This window comes from Pseudorhizobium sp. NPDC055634, from assembly GCF_053618655.1.
Map to the genome: position 1 here is coordinate 126360 of NZ_JBSHHW010000003.1, position 18542 is coordinate 144901.

An 18542-nucleotide genomic window follows, 5' to 3' on the forward strand; every position below is an offset into this window, starting at 1 on the left:
CCGATCTGGTGAGATGATTGTTGCGTATGTGAGCGGAAGGACGTCGCTATCGTACCGGAGATGGTAACCTGTATAATCCGGTCGTTGCGCGCGGTTGTGCCCGAGTGAAACACTTTTCTTCTCTGCGTCGGGTTCGTTGACTTAGTCTACCTCGAAGGTAGTCTGATCCCATCCTAAGGAGGGAGCAATCATGTCCACATCCGTTCGAATATTCGGCGTTGCCGCGCTCAGCCTGCTTGCATCATTTGCTGCCGTGCCGTCCGCCATGGCGGAGACGACTATCCTCAACGTGTCCTACGATCCGACGCGCGAGCTTTACAAGGATTTCAACGCAGCCTTCGCCAAGCACTACGAGGAAGTGGCAGGCGAGACGGTGACGATCCAGCAGTCGCACGGCGGATCCGGCAAGCAGGCACGCTCGGTGATCGACGGCCTTGAAGCCGACGTGGTGACGCTGGCGCTGGAAAGCGATATCAACGCCATCGTTGAAAACAGCGGGAAGATCAATGCCGACTGGCGCACGCGCCTGCCGAACAACTCCTCCCCCTACACGTCCACGATCGTGTTCCTCGTGCGCACCGGCAATCCGAAGAACATCCAGAACTGGGGGGACCTGGTGAAGGGTGATGTTCAGATCGTCACGCCCAACCCGAAGACCTCCGGCGGCGCCAGATGGAACTACCTCGCCGCCTGGGCCTGGGCGAACGAGGAGTTCAAGGGCGACCAGGCGAAGATCAAGGAATACATCACCGAAGTCTTCCGCCGGACCCCGGTGCTTGATTCCGGCGCCCGCGGCTCCACCGTCACCTTTGCCCAGCGCCAGATCGGCGACGTCCTTCTTGCCTGGGAAAACGAGGCCTACCTGGCCGGCGAGGAATTCGGCAAGGATGCCTTCGAGATCGTCGTGCCGCCGATCTCCATTCTCGCCGAACCTCCGGTCGCGGTCGTCGACGCCAATGTCGATGCCAAGGGCACGAGGAAGGTCGCGGAAGCCTATCTCGAATACCTCTATTCCGACGAGGGGCAGAACATCGCTGCCAAGCACTTCTATCGTCCGTCCAAGCGCGAAGTCGTGCAGGCCGACCTCCTGCAGGCCTTGCCGGACATCAAGCTGGTCACCATCGACGACCCGCTTTTCGGAGGCTGGAAGAAGGCACAGCCCGAGCACTTCGGTGACGGCGGCATCTTCGACCAGATCTACAAGCCCGCGCGCTGAGGAGGCGACGACTGGATGAATTCATCTGCCACTCCCGCGGGGTGGCGATTGAAGGAGCCGAGCATCATTCCAGGTTTTGGACTGACGCTCGGCTTCTCGCTCGCTTATCTCTCGCTCATCATCCTCATTCCGGTCGCGGGCCTGATCTGGCGATCGAGTTCGCTAAGCTGGGGAGAGTTCCTTGCCATCCTTCTCGACGAACGTACGCTCGCAGCGCTCCGGGTGAGCTTCGGCACTTCTCTCATTGCCGCCACCGTCAACGCCGTCTTCGGCGTCCTGATCTGCTGGGTTCTGGTGCGGTACGAATTCCCCGGACGCCGGCTGATCGATGCGATGGTCGACCTTCCGTTCGCCTTGCCCACCGCGGTCGCCGGTATCGCGCTTGCGACGCTCTACGCGCCGCAGGGATGGATTGGCTCCTGGTTCACCCCGTTCGGCATCCGCATCGCCTATACGACGGTCGGGATCACCATCGCGCTCATCTTCATCGGCCTGCCTTTCGTGGTGCGTACCGTGCAGCCGGTGATGGAGGAGATTGATCGTGAGGTCGAGGAGGCGGCGGCCACCCTCGGGGCGAGCCGCAGGCAGACCGTGTTCAAGGTGCTGCTGCCGAGCCTCGCGCCTGCCGTCCTGACCGGCTTCGCGCTCGCCTTCGCGCGCGCCGTCGGCGAGTACGGATCCGTCGTCTTCATCGCCGGGAACATACCCTACGTCTCGGAGATCGCACCGCTCCTCATCGTCATCCGGCTCGAGGAGTTCAACTATGCGGGAGCGACGGCGATCGCCACGATCATGCTCGTCATATCCTTCTCCATGCTCCTTCTCATCAACTTGATCCAGGCGTGGAGCCGAAGGAGATATGGCCATGTCTGACCGGTCGATTACACGATCCTCCTTCCGCAGCCCGACGGACGAGACCCGTCTGACGAAGGTGCTGCTCATCGCCCTCGCCGGGGCCTTTCTGGCGATCTTCCTGTTCGTGCCCCTGATCATCGTCTTCATCGAGGCGTTCCGGGGCGGCGTGTGGGATTACTGGGAGGCCTTGTCGGAGCCGGACGCGCTTGCGGCAATCCGCCTTACCCTGACGGTGGCGGCGATTGCGGTGCCCTTCAACCTCGTCTTCGGGGTCGCGGCGGCATGGGCCATCGCCAAGTTCGAGTTCAAGGGGAAGGCCTTCCTGATCACGCTGATCGACCTTCCCTTCTCGATCTCGCCGGTGATTTCCGGCCTCGTCTACGTCCTTCTCTTCGGCAGCCAGAGCGTCCTGGGCCCCTGGCTGAAGAGCCACGGGATCGAGATCCTCTTTGCCGTACCCGGCATCGTGCTGGCAACGATCTTCGTGACATTTCCCTTCGTCGCGCGTGAACTCATCCCGCTGATGCAGGATCAGGGAACGGGTGACGAGGAGGCGGCGCTCTCGCTCGGCGCCTCCGGCTGGCAGACGTTCCGGTATGTCACGATGCCGAACATCAAGTGGGGCCTGCTCTATGGGGTCCTGCTCTGCAACGCCCGCGCCATGGGCGAGTTCGGCGCCGTCTCGGTCGTGTCGGGCCATATTCGCGGCCTCACCAACACGATGCCGCTCCATGTCGAGATCCTCTATAACGAGTATAATATGCTGGCCGCCTTTGCCGTCGCCTCGCTCCTGGCAGCGCTCGCGCTTGTCACGCTCGCACTGAAGACCATTCTGGAAATGCGGTACGGCGCGGGCAGCGTCGGCGGCCGCCGTCATTGAAAGGCCACCTCATGGATGTTTCAATCAACCATGTCCGCAAGGAATTCGCCCGCTTTCCTGCCCTGGACGACGTTTCCCTCGACATACGTTCCGGTGAACTGATCGCCCTTCTCGGGCCGTCCGGTTCCGGCAAGACCACGCTTCTGCGGCTGATCGCCGGCCTCGACGAACCGAGCAGCGGACAGATCTTCTTCGGCGGCGAGGATGCCTCCCGTCGAAGCGTCCAGGAACGAAACGTCGGATTCGTGTTCCAGCACTATGCGCTTTTCCGCCATATGACCGTTGCCGAAAACGTCGCCTTCGGCCTGAAGGTGCGCCCGGCCGCGACGCGTCCCCCTGCAAGCGAGATCCGCTCTCGCGTCAGCGAGCTCCTCGACATGGTCCACCTCTCGGGCCTTGAGAAGCGCTACCCCAACCAGCTCTCCGGTGGCCAGAGGCAGCGGGTGGCGCTCGCGCGCGCCATGGCGATCGAACCGCGGATACTGCTTCTCGACGAACCGTTCGGCGCGCTGGATGCAAAGGTGCGCCAGGAATTGCGCCGGTGGCTGAGGGAGTTTCACGACCGGACCGGCCACACCACGGTCTTCGTGACCCACGACCAGGAAGAAGCCCTGGAACTCGCCGATCGGGTCGTCGTCATGAGCCAGGGCCGCATCGAACAGGTCGGCTCGGCAGACGACGTCTACGACCGACCGGGCTCGCCCTTCGTCCACCGCTTCATCGGAGAGGCGTCGGAACTGCCGGTCAGGGTGGAGAATGGCGACATCTGGCTCGACGACCGCCCGATCGGCATCCGCGCCGAGACGGAAGGCCCCGCGACGCTCTTCTTCAGGCCCCACGATATCGAGCTTCTCGAGGGCTGCGGCGGCTGCATGAGCGGCGTGGTCGTCGGCAGCCGCAGGCTGGCGGGAGCGCGGCGCGTCGAGATCGAACTCGGCGGCGGGCGCCACCGCGTCGAGGTGGATGTCGCGCTCGACCATCCTGCGGCCCTCAAGACAGCCGTCTCGTTCAGGCCGAGGCACTGGGGGATATTCCCCCATGCGCAGCCGGCGCGTACCGATTGACGACATCGAACCGGACGACCGCGCGCCTGTGGTTCGCGGTCGTCCGGCGGGATCATGGTACAGCGTGATGACCGAACGGGACGAAGATGCGGAACCAGTTTCAGCTCCGGGGGTTATGAAGCCTTAAGGAGTTTGACATGCGCATTATCTTCGTTGTCATGCTGGCGTCAGTGCTGAGCATTCTCGCGTTCAAGTATGTCGACAGGTCGATCGGTGAATCCGAGATCATGGCATCTCCGATGGAATTGTCCGCGCAGAACTGACCACCAGACTGTACTTGCCGCCGCTTTCCCTTTTGACCCAGGTCACGGCCCGTGATCACACCCCGTGATCCCCACAAAAAAATGCTCCGCACCGCGGAGCATTTTCCTTTAGGCCGTGACCGTTCAGTAGACCGGTTTTCCGCCTTCTTCTTCCTCGAAGGTCACTGCGACATCGCCGTTGGCGCTCAGCCTGACGGTATCGCCTTCGATATCGGCAACCAGTTCCAGCGAAATGTAGTGGTGATGGCCCTCATGCCTCCCCTCCCCGCTGCTGGCCTTGGTGAGCTTGATTCGATCGCCCTCTACCCGATCGACAACGCCGACGGGGACGCCGTCGGCACCGATGACCTTTGCGTGCTCCTTGATAAGTCCTGCATCAACCATTTGAAGCTCCCGTTTGCTTTCGCCTAACGTGAGACAACAGAAATCGAGGCAAGGGCGTTCCCGTTACTCGGAAATTTCGTATGAACTCTCGCCCCGTCCGAACCCAGGTTAACAAAGTTTAAGTTGGTTTGGGCAAACGGACATGTCATCGCACCAGGGGTTGACCGCAGTTGACCTCGCGCAGGGACTTACGCCCCGCGGGGGGCATAGTAGATGCAAGCTGGCAAAGAGGTATCACGTTGAAGGCTGAGAGCGACATCGGAGTGAACAAGGCGAACGCCGTTCCGGATCTAGCCGCGATACTCAACAATCAGGGTCGCAAACCTCGCGGCCGTGGGGTGTGGTGGGCGGCAATCCTGGTTTTGGTCGTCGCAACCGGCGTCGGCGTCTATGCCTACCTGCAAGGCGGCCGACAGCTCTACAACTACACGACCCAGGCGGCGCAAAAGGGCGATCTCGAGGTCATCGTGACCGCGACCGGCTCCGTGCAGCCGACCGACCAGGTGGATATCTCCAGCGAATTGTCGGGCACCGTCCGGGACGTCAACGTGACGTACAACTCGCCCGTGAAGGCTGGAGAAGTGCTGGCGGAACTCGACACCAGCAAGCTGCAGGCCGACGTCGAAAGTGCCCGCGCCCAGCTTGCCGCGGCGCAGGCCAATGTCCTGAAGGCTGAAGCCGATGTATCCTCCGCACAGACGAGCTTCGACCGGCTGAGCACGCTCGCCGGCCGCAGCATTTCCAGCCAGCAGGACGTGGATTCGGCGCGCTTCACCCTGGAGGCCGCCATCGCCACCAAGGAGGTCAACGAGGCGTCCGTCCAGTCCGCCGAAGCCAGCCTGCGCCTCGCCGAAGTCAACCTCGGCAAGGCAAGGATAGTGTCTCCGATCGATGGCGTCATCCTGAACCGCGACGTGGAGCCCGGACAGACGGTCGCCTCTTCCTTGAACGCTCCGGTCCTGTTCACCGTCGCCGGCGACCTGCGCAAGATGGAACTGCAGGTGGCGGTAGACGAAGCCGATGTCGGTCAGGTCCGCCAGGGCCAGGAGGCGACCTTTACGGTCGACGCCTATCCGGACCGCAGCTTCCCGGCGACCATCCAGACGGTCCGCTTTGCGCCCGAAACCGTCTCCAACGTCGTCACCTACAAGGCGATCCTGACAGTGGAGAACAACGACCTTCTGCTGCGGCCCGGCATGACCGCTACCGCCGACATCGTGGTGGAATCCGTCGAGGATGCATTGCTGGTGCCGAATGCCGCCCTCCGGTTTTCTCCGCCCGCCGCGGAAAGGTCCGGCGGCAACATCCTTTCGCGTCTCTTCCGTCCGCCCCGCATGGGCGGCAGAGGCAGCCGCCAGACGGCGTCCGACACGGCGACCCGCAGCGTCTGGGTTCTGCGCGCCGGCGAGCCCCAGCAGGTGAGCGTGGAGACCGGTCCGTCGGACGGCCAGTTCACGGTGGTTCGTTCGGGCGATCTCCAGGATGGCGACCTCGTGATCACCGACGCGACGGCGCGCAACGGCTGACATCCCCATGACCCAGGCGCCATTGATCCAGTTCAGCCAGGTTTCGAAGTTCTACGGCGAGGGCGAGGCGACCATTCGCGCGCTCGACAACGTCGACCTGTCGATCTCGGTCGGGGAGTTCGTCGCGATCATGGGCCCGTCCGGCTCGGGTAAATCCACCTGCATGAACATTATCGGCGGGTTGGATGTCCCCTCTTCCGGAGAATACCTCTTCCAGGGCATGTCCACGAGAGACTTCTCGCGCACCCAGTTGACGCTCCTGCGCCGGCACATGCTCGGCTTTGTCTTCCAGGGCTTCAACCTCCTGGCACGCACCTCGGCCATCGAAAACGTCGAACTCCCCCTCGTCTACCGCGGCATGCCGGCCAGCGAGAGACGCGATCGCGCCGCGGCGGCGCTGGCGCAGGTCGGGCTGAAGGGGCGCGAGGGCCACACGACGCAGGAACTTTCCGGCGGCCAGCAGCAGCGCGTCGCCATCGCCCGTGCCATCGTTACCGATCCAGCCGTGCTGCTGGCCGACGAGCCGACCGGCAACCTCGATACCAAGACAAGCCAGGAAATCATGGATCTCATATCCGGGCTCAACCGGGACCGCGGCATCACCGTGATCATGGTCACCCACGAAGAGGACATCGCGGCCTACGGCAAACGCCTCCTCCGCTTCGTCGACGGCCGGCTTGCCAGCGACCACGCACAGGTCAACGAGGTCGGCCATGTTCTTTGAGACGGCAAAACTCGCCTGGCGCGCCATCAGCCGCAACCTGCTGCGCTCCTTCCTGACCATCCTCGGCATCGTGATCGGCGTGGCGGCGGTGATCGCCATGGTCACCGTCGGCAACGGCACGACCGCCCAGGTTCAGGCCGAACTCGCCCGCCTCGGCACCAATACGCTCTTCGTTCGCCCCGGCCAGTGGGGACCCGGTCGCGCGAGCACCGAGGCGAAGCGGTTCGAGGACCGGGACATCGCGGCGATCAGCAGCCAGATCTCCGGCCTGCGCGCCGTCGCGCCGGTGAACCGCGGCAGCGCAACGGTCATTTCCGGCGGCCAGAACCGGTCCTCCTCCGTCATCGGCACCACCAACGACTATCTCGTGGCACAGGACTGGGACCTCGCATCCGGCCGTAGCTTCCTGCCCGCCGAGGAACGCGGCCAGCCGGCCTGCATCATCGGCGAGACGGTGAGGCGCGAACTGTTCGGGTCGGCGGATCCCGTCGGCCAGACCATCCGTGTCAGCAACATCGCCTGCCCGGTGATCGGCCTCCTGGAGGCCAAGGGCCAGTCGGGAATGGGCGATGACCAGGACGATACCGTCATCATGCCCCTGAAACTGCATCAGCGGCGGATCGGCGGTGTCACGACGATTTCCAGCATCATCCTTTCGGCGCAGGACGGAGTGTCGACCGCCAAGGTCCAGTCGGACGTCGAAAACCTGCTGCGCGAGCGGCGGCGCATCGGCATCGGGCGCGACGATGATTTCGCCGTCGCCGACATGTCCCAGATGGCCGCTGCCATGACGGGAACGACGACGCTCCTCACCAGCCTGTTGGGAGCCGTCGCCGCCGTCAGCCTTCTCGTCGGCGGAATCGGCATCATGAACATCATGCTGGTATCGGTGACGGAACGCACGCGCGAGATCGGCATAAGGCTTGCCATCGGCGCCCTGGAGAGACAGGTGCTGACGCAGTTTCTCGTCGAGGCCGTCATGCTTTCGGTCTTCGGCGGCGTCGCCGGCATCATCACCGGCCTTGCGCTCGCCTATGGCGTCGTCGGGATATTGAACGTCCCCTTCGTGACGAGCCCGACGATCATCTTCATCGCCTTTGCCTTCTCCGCGGTAATCGGCGTGGTCTTCGGTTACTTTCCGGCTCGCCGCGCAGCGCAGATGAACCCGATCGACGCGCTCCGCCACGAGTAGGAAGAATCAAAAAAGGGGCGTCTCCGCCCCTTTTCGCTATGTCCCCGGTCCGCGGATGGCATTGAGTTCAGCCGGCGTGCGATTGCGCCTGGCGCTCCTTGGCCAGTTCGGCGAGGTCGGCCGGCTTCAACTCCACCGACTCGCCGCAGCCGCAGGCCGAGGTCTGGTTGGGGTTCACGAAGGTGAACCCGGAGCGCATCCTTGTCGCCTCGAAATCCATCTGCGTGCCGAGCAGGTAGAGAACCGCCGAAGGCTCCACCCATACCCGTGCGCCCGCATGCTCGATCAGGTCGTCCTTGGAATTCGGCTCGGTTACCAGATCGACCGTATATTCCATTCCGGCGCAGCCGCCCTTCTTGATCCCGACGCGGACGCCCTTGGCATCCGGGCCGGATTTATCGACGATCGCCTTGACGCGCTCGGCCGCCGCATCCGTCATGGTCATTACCGCGAAGCCCATGGGCTCATGCTCCTTCTACAGCCGGCTTGAAGGACCGGTGTGCTGGATCGAATGTAGGTCCGGCGAGTAAACGGATCAATACCAGCCGACGGCGACCTGCGCCTCTTCGGACATCCGCTCCGGCGTCCACGGCGGATCGAAAGTCATCTCGACCTCGACGCCCGAGACGCCCTCCACGGCCCCGACCGCGTTCTCGACCCATCCGGGCATCTCGCCCGCGACCGGGCAGCCCGGCGCCGTCAGGGTCATGACGATCTTGACCATGCGGTCATCCTCGATGTCGATCTTGTAGATCAGCCCGAGTTCGAAGATGTCGGCCGGGATTTCCGGGTCGTAGACAGTCTTCAGCGCGGCGATGATATCGTCCGAAAGCCGGGCCAGCTCCTCCTGCGGGATCGCCGACTGGACGATCCCCTCACGGGCGTCCCACTTCAGTTCGCTGTCTTCGACGGCCATGGCAATGTCCTCAGGCAAAGAATGTGCGGGCGTAGTCGAGCGCGTCTGCCAGCGCATCGACCTCGGCACGGGTGTTGTACATGCCGAACGATGCACGGCATGTGGAGGTGACGCCGAAGCGCTTCAAGAGCGGCATGGCGCAATGGGTACCGGCACGGACGGCGACACCGCGCCGGTCGATCACCATCGAGACGTCATGGGCATGGATACCGGCGAGTTCGAAGGAGAAGATCGCTCCCTTGCCGGGCGCATTGCCGATGATCCTGAGCGAATTGATCGCCCGCAGGCGCTCTGCGGCATAGGCCGCGAGATCGGCCTCATGGGCGGCGATCGCCTCGCGACCGACCTGGTCCATGTAGTCCAGCGCATAACCGAGCCCGATCGCCTGGACGATCGGCGGCGTGCCCGCCTCGAAGCGGTGCGGCGGATCGTTGTAGGTAACCTCGTCCTCGCTGACGTCGACGATCATCTCGCCGCCGCCCTGGAAGGGACGCATTTCCTTCAGCCGGTCCATCTTCCCATAGAGTACGCCGATCCCGGAAGGACCGTAAAGCTTGTGGCCGGTCATGACGTACCAGTCGCAGTCGATGTCCTGCACGTCCACCGGCATGTGCACGGCGCCCTGGCTGCCATCGACGAGCACGGGGATGCCCCGCTCGTGGGCGATCCTGCAGATCTCCTTGACCGGAACGACCGTGCCGAGTGCATTCGACATGTGGGTGACGGCGACGAGCTTGGTCTTCTCCGTCAGGCACTTCTCGAAGTCCTCGACGTGGAAGGCGCCGTCGTCGTCGACAGGGACCCATACGAGCTTCGCCCCCTGCCGTTCCCGGATGAAATGCCAAGGGACGATGTTGGAGTGATGCTCCATGATGGTGAGGACGATCTCGTCGCCCTCGCCGATATTCGGCATGCCCCAGCCGTAGGCGACGGTGTTGATCGCCTCGGTGGAGGATTTCGTGAAGACGATCTCGTCCACCGACGACGCATTCAGGAAGCGCCGTACCTTCTCGCGAGCGCCTTCATAGGCATCCGTGGCCGCATTGGAGAGGAAATGCAGACCCCGGTGGACATTGGCATATTCGTTCGAATACGCGTTCGCGACAGCGTCGATGACCACCTGGGGCTTCTGCGCCGATGCCCCGTTGTCCAGATACACCAGCGGCTTGCCATAGACCTCGCGCGCCAGGATCGGGAAATCCCGGCGGATCGCTTCGACGTCGTAGGCAGTCGCGGGTGTGATCTGGTCCATGTCAGGCATGCTTCTCCAGCCAGTTCGAGATGACGGCCTCAAGGGCCTCCACCAGGTTCTCCTCGTCGAGTTCCTCGATCACCTCGGCCACGAAGGCGTTGACGAGCATGGCGCGCGCCGTCTTCTCCGGAATGCCGCGGGAGCGAAGATAATAGAGGTGGTTCTTGTCGATGTCCGCGACCGTCGCGCCGTGTCCGCAGATCACGTCGTCCGCGAAGATCTCGAGCTCCGGCTTGACGGAGAATTCGCCGTCATCGGTGAGCAGGAGCGTGTTGCAGGCCATCTTGGCGTCGGTCTTCTGAGCATCCGGAGCGACCCGGATCATGCCCTGGAAGACGCCGCGTGCGCGGTCGAACACGACGTTGCGGATCGTCTCGGTCGACGTCGTGTGGGGAACGTTGTGGCCGAGCACCAGGGTGACGTCGGTATGGGTCTCCTGGCCGAGAAGGTTGACGCCGCGAAGCGTCAGTTCGCTGCCCTCGCCCTCGACATCGATCCTCAGTTCCTGCCGCACGAGCTTGCCGCCGGCATTGACGAGGAAGAGTTTCAGCTTGGCTTCGGCCCCGAACCGCACCCGGATCTGCGCCAGATGCGTATCCTCCGCACCCTGCTCCTGCAGGATGATCCAGACTGCATCTGCGCCGTCCTCCAGCGTGATCTCGCTGATCGTCGAGACGAAGGCCGCATCGCCGGTCACCGAGCGGTGACGCTCGATGATCGTGGCCTTGGCGCCTGCGCCGAAGGTCACCGGAAAGCGGGTATGAACCTGCCCTCCGCCATGGATCGCCTGGAGTTCGATCGGCGCCTCGATTTCTGCGCCGGCCGGCACGGAGATCGCGTAACCGTCGCGAACCAGGCTGCCGTTGATCCTGCCGATCGCATCGTCGCGGTCGAGAGCGACAAGCGCCGCGGCCGCGGTACCGTCGAGCAGGGCGTCGGCAAATCGGGACACCTCGGCACCCTCGACAGATGCGGACGCATCGCACTCGCCCTGCAGGACCGGCAGCACGCGTGCGCCTTCCACCAGCGGCGCCAGCGTCTGAAGCGGCGGCGCTGCCGGCAGCGGCGCCGGTATCGCGCGAAGCAGCGTACGCAGGTCCGTATAGTGCCAGGACTCGACGCGACGCGTCGGCAGGCCCGAGGTCTTCAGGTCATCGAGCAGCCGGTCGCGCGAGCCGGCAACGGTTCCGTTGCCCGGCAGATCGCCGACCTGTTCCGTATAGGCTTCGATCAGGGCCGTTTCCGCCGCCGTGAGGCGGGTGGTCGTCTGAATGTTCATGTTCACATCCTTCCCGAAATCAGGCCGCTTCCCCGATGATGTCGGCATAGCCATTGGCTTCGAGTTCGAGGGCAAGATCCTTGGTGCCGGTGCGAACCACCTGGCCCTTGTAGAGAACGTGCACGGTGTCCGGCACGATGTATTCCAGGAGGCGCTGGTAATGGGTGATGACGATCACGGCACGATCGGGCGACTTCAGCGCATTGACGCCATCGGCGACGATCTTCAGCGCGTCGATGTCGAGACCGGAGTCGGTTTCATCGAGAATGCAGAGCTGCGGCTCGAGAAGGGCCATCTGCAGGATCTCGGCGCGCTTCTTCTCGCCGCCGGAGAAACCGACGTTGAGCGGACGGCGGAGCATGGCGGGGTCGATCTTGAGCTTCGCGGCGGCTTCCTTCACCCGACGCATGAATTCGGGGGTCGTCAGCTCTTCCTCGCCGCGTGCCTTGCGCTGCTCGTTCATCGCCACCTTGAGGAACTGCATGGTTGCGACACCCGGGATTTCGACCGGGTACTGGAAGGCCAGGAATATCCCCTTGGAGGCGCGCTCTGCGGGATCCAACTCAAGGATGCTCTCGCCGTTGTAGAGGATGTCGCCCTCGGTGACTTCATAGTCCTCACGGCCCGACAAGATGTAGGACAGGGTCGACTTGCCGGAGCCGTTCGGCCCCATGATGGCGGCGACTTCGCCGGGCTTCACGGTCAGGTTCAGGCCGCGGATGATTTCGGTGCCGTCTTCGGCAATGCGGGCGTGCAGGTTCTTGATCTCAAGCATCTTGTATCCTCTCGGACGTATGTCGTTTGCGTGCTGTCGCACGGTCGTGATGAGTTGGTGGCCTTAGCCGACGGAGCCTTCGAGGCTGATGCCGATCAGCTTCTGCGCCTCGACCGCGAATTCCATCGGCAGTTCCTGGATGACGTCCTTGACGAAGCCGTTGACGATGAGCGCGATGGCCTCCTCTTCGGGAATTCCGCGCTGCATGACGTAGAACTTCTGGTCCTCGGAAATCTTCGAGGTCGTTGCCTCGTGCTCGACCTTCCCCGAGGCGTTCTTGACCTCGATGTAGGGAACGGTGTGAGCACCGCACTTGTCGCCGATCAGAAGCGAATCGCAATTGGTGAAGTTACGGGCGTTTTCCGCGCGACGGTGGATGGAGACCTGTCCACGGTAGGTGTTCTGCGACTTGCCGGCCGAAATGCCCTTCGAGATGATGCGGCTCGATGTGTTCTTGCCGAGATGGATCATCTTGGTACCAGAATCGATCTGCTGGTGGCCGTTGGAGACAGCGATCGAGTAGAACTCGCCCTGGCTCTCGTCGCCGCGCAGGATGCAGCTCGGATACTTCCAGGTGATCGCGGATCCGGTCTCGACCTGGGTCCAGGAAATCTTCGAGCGGGCACCGCGGCAATCGCCGCGCTTGGTGACGAAGTTGTAGATCCCGCCCTTGCCCTGGGCGTCGCCCGGGAACCAGTTCTGGACCGTCGAATATTTGATTTCGGCGTCATCGAGAGCCACGAGTTCGACGACCGCCGCATGCAACTGGTTCTCGTCGCGCTGAGGTGCCGTGCATCCTTCGAGATAGGAAACGTAGGCGCCTTCCTCGGCGATGATCAGCGTGCGCTCGAACTGCCCGGTGTTCTTCTCGTTGATGCGGAAGTAGGTCGACAGTTCCATCGGGCAGCGGACGCCCTTCGGTACGAAGACGAAGGACCCGTCGGTGAAGACGGCCGCGTTCAGCGTCGCATAGTAGTTGTCGGTGGTCGGAACGACCGAGCCGAGATACTTCTTGATGAGGTCCGGATGCTCGCGGATCGCTTCCGAGATCGACATGAAGATCACACCGGCCTTGGCGAGTTCCTTCTTGAAGGTGGTGACGACCGAGACGGAATCGAAGACCGCGTCGACGGCGACCTTGGACGTCTTCACGCCCGCCAGGATTTCCTGCTCGCGGAGCGGAATGCCGAGCTTCTCGTAGGTGCGCAGCAGCTCGGGATCGACTTCCTCGAGAGAGGTCGGACCCGTCAGGTTCTTCGGCGCCGCATAGTAGTAGATGTCGTTGAAGTCGATCTTCGGATAATCGACCCGCGCCCAGGTGGGCTCTTCCATGGTCAGCCAGCGCCGATAGGCATCGAGCCGCCATTCCAGCATCCATTCCGGCTCCTGTTTCTTGTCCGAAATGAAGCGGATGATGTCTTCAGAAAGGCCCTTTGGGGCCTTGTCCACTTCGATGACGGTCTCGAAGCCGTATTTGTACTGATCGATATCGATCCCACGGACCTGATCGATTGTCTCCTGGACGGCAGGCATGCGCGTTCTCCAACTCTCGCCGGCATTCGCCGGCACCTCTTTGTTCGGACGGAATTTCCGCCCTCATGTAATGGCCAAAAGGCCTGTTTCCCACCTCTGGGCAAGCGAAAAGTTAGCTTTCCGCATGTTTCGATATCGCCTAGGCGACTTCTCCGGCCGGACGTCGTCGCCTGGCGATCTTCTCGAAGGCCGCGAGTGTCGCCTCGACGTCGGCGCCACTCGTCCCGGGTCCCATCGATATCCGAAGACCGCCGAGTTCCGGGTCGAAGCCCATGGCCGAAAGCACATGGCTCTGGCCGACGCGTCCCGACGAGCAGGCCGAGCCGGCGGAGATGGCGATCCCCTCGAGATCGAACGCGATCTGTCCCGTCTCCGATTTCAGGCCCGGCAAGCTGAAGAAGCATGTGTTTGGGATCCGCTCGACACCCTCGCCATGGACGATGACGTCGGGTGCTGCGCGGCGCATTCCCTCTTCCAGCCTGTTCCGCAGCGTCGTCATGGCCGTAAGGCGTTCTGCGATGTCGGCACCCGCCGCTTCAGCCGCTGCGCCGAAGCCTATGATGCCGTGAAGATTTTCTGTCCCCGACCGGTGACCCTTTTCCTGGCCGCCGCCCCGCATCAGCGGCGCCGGCATGAGTGATTCACCTCTCGACACGAGAGCGCCCACACCCTTCGGCCCGGAAAGCTTGTGCGACGACAAAAGCAGGAAATCCGCGCCGAGCGCCTCCAGATCGACCGGCATCCTGCCGACCGCCTGCACGGCATCGACGATGATCAGGCCTCCATGGCGATGGACGAGTTCCGCAGCTTCCGCGACCGGCTGGATGACGCCGGTCTCGTTGTTCGCGAGCATGAGGGCGACCATCGGCAGCCCCGACGTCTTGTCGTGATCCTCAAGTGCTGCCGCAAGCGCATCCATGTCGACGATGCCGGACGAGGTGACCCTCACCTCCGTCACGGCGTCCGCCGGAAACCGGCCGCCCTCGCGAACCGCCGGATGTTCCACCGCCGAGACATAGAGGCGCCCGATCTTCAGGACCGACCGCCCCATACGAAACTCGGGGGTCAGGACGTGGTTGGCCGCCTCCGTCGCGCCGCTCGTGAAGATCACGTGCGCCGGGTCCGCATTCACCAGCGCCGCCACCTGCCGCCGCGCCTTTTCCAGTGCGGCACGTGCTGCGCGTCCCTCGGAATGAACGGAAGAGGCATTTCCCGGCAGCTGCAGGGCGCCGAGCATGGCCAGCCGTGCCGGTTCACCGAGCGGTGCCGTCGCGTTCCAGTCCATGTAGACACGTGCAGGAGCCATTGCCGGTTTCGTTTCCCTTCCTAGATGCTCAACCGAGCCGGATGCGGCCTCGTGAACAACCGTATTTTCCTTGAAATCTCGGACACGCTTGCCTTATGAGACGTCGATCGGGCCCACGGGCCTCAACTTTCGAATAGTTCTAAACTGAGTTCTAGAAAAGCTGACATGCTTCGTCAAGTCTGGACTTGGCGCTCGGCACCAGAACTGAACATGTGACCGGAGTACTCATGCCCGAAGTCATCTTCAACGGCCCCGCTGGCCGCCTGGAAGGCCGCTATCAGCCCTCGAAGGAAAAGAGCGCGCCGATAGCGATCATCCTGCATCCGCACCCCCAGTTCGGCGGCACGATGAACAACCAGATCGTCTACCAACTCTTCTACATGTTCCAGAAGCGCGGCTTCACGACGCTCCGGTTCAACTTCCGCGGCATCGGGCGCAGCCAGGGCGAGTTCGACCATGGCGCCGGCGAACTTTCCGACGCGGCCTCCGCCCTCGACTGGGTCCAGAGCCTTCACCCCGATTCGAAGAGCTGCTGGGTCGCCGGCTACTCCTTCGGCGCCTGGATCGGCATGCAGCTGCTGATGCGCCGGCCGGAGATCGAAGGCTTCATGTCGATCGCGCCGCAGCCGAACACCTACGACTTCTCCTTCCTGGCGCCCTGTCCCTCGTCCGGCCTGATCATCCATGGCGATGCCGACAAGGTGGCGCCGGAAAAGGACGTGCTCGGCTTGGTCGATAAGCTGAAGACCCAGAAGGGCATCCTGATCACCCACAAGACCGTCGAAGGGGCTAACCACTTCTTCAACGGCCAGGTCGACAAGCTCCTGGCGGAATGCGAGGACTACCTCGATCGCCGCCTCGACGGCGAACTCGTCCCCGAGCCGACTGCAAAGCGCATCCGTTAATCAGAAAACACCGATTTCAAGCCAAGCGGCCGCCTCCGGGCGGCCGCTTGCGTTTCGACAACAGGAAACTAGCCGGAAGGTCAGGCGGCCAGGCTGTCTGCCTGCCGGACGCGATCGCGGCCGCCCCGCTTGGCATCGTAGAGAGCGGAATCGGCACGGCGCAGCGCGGCGGAAAGGTCGCCGTTCGACGGAATGGCCGCCACACCGAAGCTTGCGGTTACGACGCCCTGCAGGCCGGGGATCGTCATCCTGCAGGCGCCGGCGCGAAGCGTTTCTGCCACGGAGGCGGCAGTCGCCTGCGACGTCCCGGGAAGCAGAACGGCGAATTCCTCTCCGCCGATCCGCCCGACGATCGCATCGGGTCCGGCTTGTGCCGAAACCATCGTCGCGAAGGAATGGATCACCATATCGCCGGCGTGGTGACCATAGGTGTCGTTGATCGACTTGAAATGGTCGAGGTCGCACAGGATGAGCGCATGCTGACTTTGGCCGGATCTCCTGATCGCATTCTGCGCGGCCTTCTCGAACCCCCTGCGATTGCTGAGGCCGGACAGGCTGTCGTGCTCGGCATGGCGCCGCTCCACCGCCATGATGTCCAGTGTCAGGACGGCAAGGAGCATCAGGCCGACGGCAACGATAAGCACCGCCGTGATGCTCTGCGACACCGCGGCATAGGACGTGGAAATGTAGTCGCTTGCCGTCGCGCCCGGTCCGAGAATGCTGGAAAGCGTCGCCTTGAGCAGGAAATGCAGGCCGCTGATCGCCAGGACGATGCCAAGCGCCCTGTCCATCGTGGTCCGGCGTTCAGACAACAGGACGTTGATTGCGGCGGCAAAGGTTATCAGCGCATAGGGTGTCTGATAGGCGAACCCGTACACCCACCATGACCTCGGAATGTCCTTGACCACGAGGAAGGCCGCCATGCCCGCCGCGAATGTCGCGACGTCCGCCCATACCGAAAAGGGCCTGTCGTAGAGGATTGCCACTCCTCGGTTCAACAGGACCAGGCCCGCCAGAACCGTTCCGTAGACGGCTATTGCCCACAGGCCGGGATAGGCGGAATAGGCGACCCCGAGTTCCGCGGGCATGGTAAGGGATGCGATGAAAAGGCCTGCCGAAAACAGAAGCGCGACCGCCCGCCAGCGACTGTAAATGGAAACAACTGCAAATACGGCGCTGAAGCAAACGCCGATGCAAAAATTCACCCATAAAAACAGTGGGGCAGCAGACATGGACAACCAGCTGGCGGAATGGACGGTACCTATCGAACCGCTTTTTCGCGGCAAGTAAAGACAAAAAGATTAACATCCCCTGCCTGATGGAGAGGCAAGAATTCCGCCTGTCACGGGCTCTCGGACCCCGGTCGTTCCGGGAAATGTGAGCGGCAGGCCCTTCAAGCTCCTGACGGCGAGATAGGCCCAGGCTTCCGCCTCCATGGCGTCTCCGTCGAGGCCCGCATCCTCGGCAGTGACGACACGCGCGCCGCCCGTCTCCGCAAGTGAGGCGAGATCCGCCATGACCACCCGGTTGAGCCGGCCTCCTCCGCAGACGACATAAAGCGCCGGCAGTTCCGGGAGGTGACCGGCGGACCGGATGACGGATGCCGCCGCCACGTGGGCCAGCGTCCTCGCGCCGTCGGCGAGTTCCGCCTCGTGGCTGGCGGGCGGAAGGAAATCGTTGCGGTCCAACGAGCGGCGCTGCTTTTCCGTGAAGAATGGATGCGCAAGGTATTTCTCCGCCAGCCCACGATCGATCCGGCCCTCCGACGCAATCAGCCCTCCCTGGTCGTAGGGGATGCCGGCATTGGCTTCGACCCACTGGTCGATCAGGGTATTTCCCGGCCCGCTGTCGAAGGCCGTGATCCTGCCACCGCTGTCGATGAAGGTGATGTTGGAGATGCCGCCGATGTTGACGAAGCAGACGGGGCGCTCGGGCAGCGCAAGCCCCTCGGCAAGGGCAGCATGATAGGCCGGCACTAGCGGAGCCCCCTGCCCGCCGTGAACCATGTCGTTGGCGCGCATGTCGAAGACGACCGGTATTCCGGTCAGGTCCGCCAGGCGCTGGCCGTTCCCCAACTGGATCGTCAGTGCCTGTTCCGGCCGATGCAGCACCGTCTGGCCGTGGAAACCGATAACGTCGATATCGGCGGCCGATAACCGGTTCTTTTCCAGGAATTTCATGACCGCGTCGGCATGCCGCTCCGTCAGTTGCTCCTCGACCTCCCGGAGGCAGCCGGGGCGATCACTGCGCAAGCCGACCTGCCTGGCGTCATGCAGCGCCTGCTTCAGTTGTCGGCGGAACACGTCCTCGTAGGGAATGCCGAGAAAGGCCCCGCGCTCGACGCGGCCTTCTCCATCCGTGCGCAGGAGGGCAATGTCGATACCGTCCATCGACGTCCCGCTCATCAGGCCGATTGCCGTTTTCATTCCGTCCATTCATGGCACCCAGAATCAATTTTGAAGTGATTATGCT

General features: G+C 63.1%; 20 protein-coding genes. 10 read left to right on the plus strand and 10 right to left on the minus strand.

The window, feature by feature from the left end:
• The first annotated feature begins 190 nt into the window (after window positions 1-190).
• From ACWGPT_RS05770 to ACWGPT_RS05790, 5 genes are all read left to right on the plus strand, one after another.
• The gene (locus ACWGPT_RS05770) at window positions 191-1216 is read left to right on the plus strand and encodes a sulfate ABC transporter substrate-binding protein (RefSeq protein WP_452604641.1); all 1026 of its coding nucleotides are present in this window, start codon (window positions 191-193) and stop codon (window positions 1214-1216) included.
• Window positions 1217-1231: 15 nt separating this feature from the next.
• Entirely contained in the window at window positions 1232-2089 is an 858-nt protein-coding gene (gene cysT, locus ACWGPT_RS05775) for a sulfate ABC transporter permease subunit CysT (protein ID WP_452604642.1), read from the plus strand.
• Window positions 2082-2951, plus strand: a complete 870-nt coding sequence (gene cysW / locus ACWGPT_RS05780) for a sulfate ABC transporter permease subunit CysW (protein ID WP_452604643.1) — start codon at window positions 2082-2084, stop codon at window positions 2949-2951. The genes cysT and cysW overlap by 8 nt, the downstream gene beginning before the upstream one ends.
• A gap of 11 nt (window positions 2952-2962) precedes the next feature.
• A complete protein-coding gene (locus ACWGPT_RS05785) occupies window positions 2963-4015 on the plus strand; it encodes a sulfate/molybdate ABC transporter ATP-binding protein (RefSeq protein ID WP_452604644.1) in 1053 nt (350 codons plus the stop codon).
• Window positions 4016-4152: 137 nt separating this feature from the next.
• Window positions 4153-4278, plus strand: coding sequence for a hypothetical protein (locus ACWGPT_RS05790; RefSeq protein WP_452604645.1), 126 nt, complete (start codon window positions 4153-4155; stop codon window positions 4276-4278).
• Window positions 4279-4401: 123 nt separating this feature from the next.
• Here the strand turns inward: ACWGPT_RS05790 and ACWGPT_RS05795 are convergent, their stop codons facing one another.
• Complete coding sequence (locus ACWGPT_RS05795; protein ID WP_452604646.1) at window positions 4402-4662, minus strand: DUF2171 domain-containing protein; 261 nt, start codon at window positions 4660-4662, stop codon at window positions 4402-4404.
• A gap of 239 nt (window positions 4663-4901) precedes the next feature.
• Between ACWGPT_RS05795 and ACWGPT_RS05800 the strand changes: the two genes are divergently transcribed.
• The 3 genes from ACWGPT_RS05800 to ACWGPT_RS05810 are packed head-to-tail and all read left to right on the plus strand — an operon-like array spanning window position 4902 to window position 8104.
• On the plus strand, window positions 4902-6188 hold the full coding sequence (locus tag ACWGPT_RS05800; RefSeq protein WP_452604647.1) for an efflux RND transporter periplasmic adaptor subunit: 1287 nt from the start codon (window positions 4902-4904) through the stop codon (window positions 6186-6188).
• Between the two features lie 7 nt (window positions 6189-6195).
• Window positions 6196-6912, plus strand: a complete 717-nt coding sequence (locus ACWGPT_RS05805) for an ABC transporter ATP-binding protein (protein ID WP_452604648.1) — start codon at window positions 6196-6198, stop codon at window positions 6910-6912.
• A complete protein-coding gene (locus tag ACWGPT_RS05810) occupies window positions 6902-8104 on the plus strand; it encodes an ABC transporter permease (RefSeq protein ID WP_452604649.1) in 1203 nt (400 codons plus the stop codon). Before ACWGPT_RS05805 ends, ACWGPT_RS05810 begins: the two co-directional genes overlap by 11 nt.
• A 67-nt stretch (window positions 8105-8171) precedes the next feature.
• Here the strand turns inward: ACWGPT_RS05810 and sufA are convergent, their stop codons facing one another.
• The 7 genes from sufA to ACWGPT_RS05845 form a co-directional block, all read right to left on the minus strand.
• Window positions 8172-8564: a Fe-S cluster assembly scaffold SufA gene (sufA, locus tag ACWGPT_RS05815; protein WP_452604650.1), complete on the minus strand. Its 393-nt coding sequence runs from the start codon at window positions 8562-8564 to the stop codon at window positions 8172-8174.
• A gap of 75 nt (window positions 8565-8639) precedes the next feature.
• Window positions 8640-9020 carry an SUF system Fe-S cluster assembly protein gene (locus ACWGPT_RS05820; RefSeq protein WP_052638437.1) on the minus strand — a complete coding sequence of 127 codons (381 nt, stop codon included), beginning with the start codon at window positions 9018-9020 and terminating at the stop codon, window positions 8640-8642.
• Between the two features lie 10 nt (window positions 9021-9030).
• Window positions 9031-10272, minus strand: coding sequence for a cysteine desulfurase (locus ACWGPT_RS05825; RefSeq protein ID WP_452604651.1), 1242 nt, complete (start codon window positions 10270-10272; stop codon window positions 9031-9033).
• 1 nt (window position 10273) lies between these two features.
• Window positions 10274-11551, minus strand: a complete 1278-nt coding sequence (gene sufD, locus ACWGPT_RS05830) for a Fe-S cluster assembly protein SufD (RefSeq protein ID WP_452604652.1) — start codon at window positions 11549-11551, stop codon at window positions 10274-10276.
• A 19-nt stretch (window positions 11552-11570) separates the two neighbouring features.
• Window positions 11571-12326 (minus strand): Fe-S cluster assembly ATPase SufC, encoded by a 756-nt coding sequence (gene sufC / locus ACWGPT_RS05835; RefSeq protein WP_452604653.1) that lies wholly within the window; start codon window positions 12324-12326, stop codon window positions 11571-11573.
• Window positions 12327-12389: 63 nt separating this feature from the next.
• Window positions 12390-13859 (minus strand): Fe-S cluster assembly protein SufB, encoded by a 1470-nt coding sequence (sufB, locus tag ACWGPT_RS05840; RefSeq protein ID WP_452604654.1) that lies wholly within the window; start codon window positions 13857-13859, stop codon window positions 12390-12392.
• A 139-nt stretch (window positions 13860-13998) separates the two neighbouring features.
• Window positions 13999-15165: a cysteine desulfurase family protein gene (locus tag ACWGPT_RS05845; RefSeq protein ID WP_452604655.1), complete on the minus strand. Its 1167-nt coding sequence runs from the start codon at window positions 15163-15165 to the stop codon at window positions 13999-14001.
• A 227-nt stretch (window positions 15166-15392) separates the two neighbouring features.
• Between ACWGPT_RS05845 and ACWGPT_RS05850 the strand changes: the two genes are divergently transcribed.
• Window positions 15393-16070: an alpha/beta hydrolase gene (locus ACWGPT_RS05850; protein WP_452604656.1), complete on the plus strand. Its 678-nt coding sequence runs from the start codon at window positions 15393-15395 to the stop codon at window positions 16068-16070.
• Window positions 16071-16150: 80 nt separating this feature from the next.
• On the opposite strand, the gene ACWGPT_RS05855 is transcribed toward ACWGPT_RS05850, so the two are convergent.
• Window positions 16151-17158: a diguanylate cyclase domain-containing protein gene (locus tag ACWGPT_RS05855; RefSeq protein ID WP_452604657.1), complete on the minus strand. Its 1008-nt coding sequence runs from the start codon at window positions 17156-17158 to the stop codon at window positions 16151-16153.
• Between the two features lie 64 nt (window positions 17159-17222).
• Between ACWGPT_RS05855 and ACWGPT_RS05860 the strand changes: the two genes are divergently transcribed.
• A complete protein-coding gene (locus ACWGPT_RS05860; protein WP_452604658.1) occupies window positions 17223-17360 on the plus strand; it encodes a hypothetical protein in 138 nt (45 codons plus the stop codon).
• 11 nt (window positions 17361-17371) lie between these two features.
• Here the strand turns inward: ACWGPT_RS05860 and ACWGPT_RS05865 are convergent, their stop codons facing one another.
• Window positions 17372-18505 (minus strand): anhydro-N-acetylmuramic acid kinase, encoded by a 1134-nt coding sequence (locus ACWGPT_RS05865; RefSeq protein ID WP_452604659.1) that lies wholly within the window; start codon window positions 18503-18505, stop codon window positions 17372-17374.
• Between the last annotated feature and the right edge of the window lie 37 nt (window positions 18506-18542).